The sequence below is a fragment of the Deinococcus frigens DSM 12807 genome (assembly GCF_000701425.1).
In the GTDB taxonomy this organism is placed as follows: Bacteria; Deinococcota; Deinococci; order Deinococcales; family Deinococcaceae; genus Deinococcus; species Deinococcus frigens.
On record NZ_JNIW01000133.1, the window covers coordinates 1 to 2,085 of the forward strand.

Below are 2,085 nucleotides of genomic sequence, written 5' to 3' on the forward strand. Positions count from 1 at the left end.
AAGGGGGAGATGCTGGCCGCCCGTTTGGGGGTGAAGGATGCGTCAATGGGTGCTGATGCTGGAAATCTGCTGGCGCTTTGCCGTACGCTATCGGTACGGCTGCCCTGTCGTTGATTGTTCATTAGAGTGATTCCTTGGCGTTGGGGTAGTTGGATCAGAGCGTTGGTCGCGCATCTGATCAACTTCGAGTTCAACAGTAGCACCCCACCTCGTGTGGGGTGTTGCTTATTGGGCTGCTGTGGGCAGGCATGGGCCGTTTCTCCCAGGGCCAACTTACGTCGCCTCAAAATGTCGATCCGTCTATCAAATGACAAGCAACGAGCCGGATTCTTCTGTTTTAGACGGCCTGCCAAAGCTCTTTTCGCCTTCCACATCCTTCGGCAACTTTGCATTTGAAAAGCCGGAGGCCCGACGTAAGTTGGCCCTGCCGTTTCTCCCGTTCCAGGCCGTGGAAGTGGGCTGCTGTGGTATCCTGACGGTGCTAGGGCACACGCTGACTCGGCTCTAGTTCCGCCGGTTTTTCCGGTCCCAGCCAAGCGCAGGGACAGCCCCTGACGGGGTGAAGAGACTCAGCCTCGCGCTTGCCGCGACTCCCGCAACGGCCCACACCTTCTGGTGTTGGGCTGCTCGGTTTTGTGGGCTTGGCTCAAACGGCTCAGCGTGGCGGACGAGTGGTGATGTTGTGCTGGGCGTTTCTCAGCAACAGGCCGAATCGAACCTTCTGGAGCTTGTCCTGTTGCTCTCGCAGATAGGCCGACTGCACCCTCAAGCGCAGGCCCGCCCGTTTCCCCGTCTTGGACAGGGAAAAATAGACGTTGTACTTCTCGCCAGTGGACAGATCAACCGTCACGAAATTCTCCTGCTCCCCGAAATAGCACTGCCGATTGAGCAGGTCTTTGACCAGGGCGGGCAGCAGCAGCGAGAGCTGATAGCGCTGTGGATCGAAGACCCGGACCTCTCGCACCGTCTGGGAGATGAACAGGGCCGGGTCATACGGCTCGCCCAGGGCTACCCCCTTCGTGTAGCAGTGGTCATCGAACAGCACGCGTACGGCGTAAGAGGCGGACGCGCTAGTTTTGGGGTCTACCGAGGTGTAGGTGTGGTCAAAGCCGTTCAGATGCCCCAGCGTGTACCGCTTGCCCTGATGGGTGAAGTCGGGGTGGTTGACATGGGGCGGTGTGTTCGGGTTTGTCATGGGGAAGTGGGGTGAAGACGCCCTGTCCATATCACGGAATGCATAGCGTTGACGGCGGCTGTATTCGGCGCTATCTTAGAGGAATCAAGGCGGCCTTCGGGCCGCTTTTTCCGTTCCCAATAGCAACCTCAGCACAAGGGGAAAGTCCTGCACCACCTTCTGTGCTGATTCTTTTTTGTTTCAGGTCAGCGGCTCTAGGTTGCCCGCTTCTGCCAGCTTCACCAGCGTGTCTCGGCGGATCACGTCGCCCTGGGCGGTGTTCCACTTGTCCTTGCCGTCTTCGTGGATGAGCTGGATCACCTCGCCCTGGGCTAAGAGGGCTTCCATGCGCGGGTAGTTGGCAGCAGGCCAGCGGAAGCGGTTGCGGGTGCGCTGGTCAATGCTGGCCGACAGCACCCGGAACGCGGTCACATCTTCTAGGCTCTGAGGCTCTGACGGCGTGCTGAGAAGGGCAGGACTGGCAGCAGCAGCACGGTAGGCGGCGGCCAGCAGCTCGCCCGGTGTGACGCCTTCCAGGGTGGCCCTCGCCTCTACCGCCGTCCATACGGCGCGCGGCAGGGTCACGCGCACCGTGATGTTGTCTCCAGGCTTGCGCCCTGCACCTGTTCGCTTTCCGCCTCTGCTGATCATGCTTTGATTCTAAGTGCACAATCAATCTCTGAATCCGCGCAAACAATCAAAAATAGTTTGATTATTTGTAATGAATCAAAAAACGCTCTCCCAGAGGGCGTATTCAGACAGATTGATTATTGACAATCAATCAAATAATGCGCCCCTGGAGAGGCGCATGGAGGACGGGCGGGACGGGTAGAGCCGCTCCCCCTACCCCGGCTCAGTCTCCAGCAGCGCTGCCATGCCTCAGCGCTCGTCCGGCCCGGTGGCGGACGGGG

At 59.3% G+C, this 2,085-nt stretch carries 2 protein-coding genes; both read right to left on the minus strand.

Going from position 1 to position 2,085, the window contains the following annotated elements; all coding sequences use genetic code 11:
- Positions 1–655: 655 nt before the first annotated feature.
- On the minus strand, positions 656–1,195 hold the full coding sequence (locus Q322_RS0119940; RefSeq protein WP_029479583.1) for a hypothetical protein: 540 nt from the start codon (positions 1,193–1,195) through the stop codon (positions 656–658).
- Positions 1,196–1,375: 180 nt separating this feature from the next.
- Positions 1,376–1,825, minus strand: a complete 450-nt coding sequence (locus Q322_RS0119945; protein WP_156953198.1) for a hypothetical protein — start codon at positions 1,823–1,825, stop codon at positions 1,376–1,378.
- Positions 1,826–2,085: the final 260 nt, after the last annotated feature.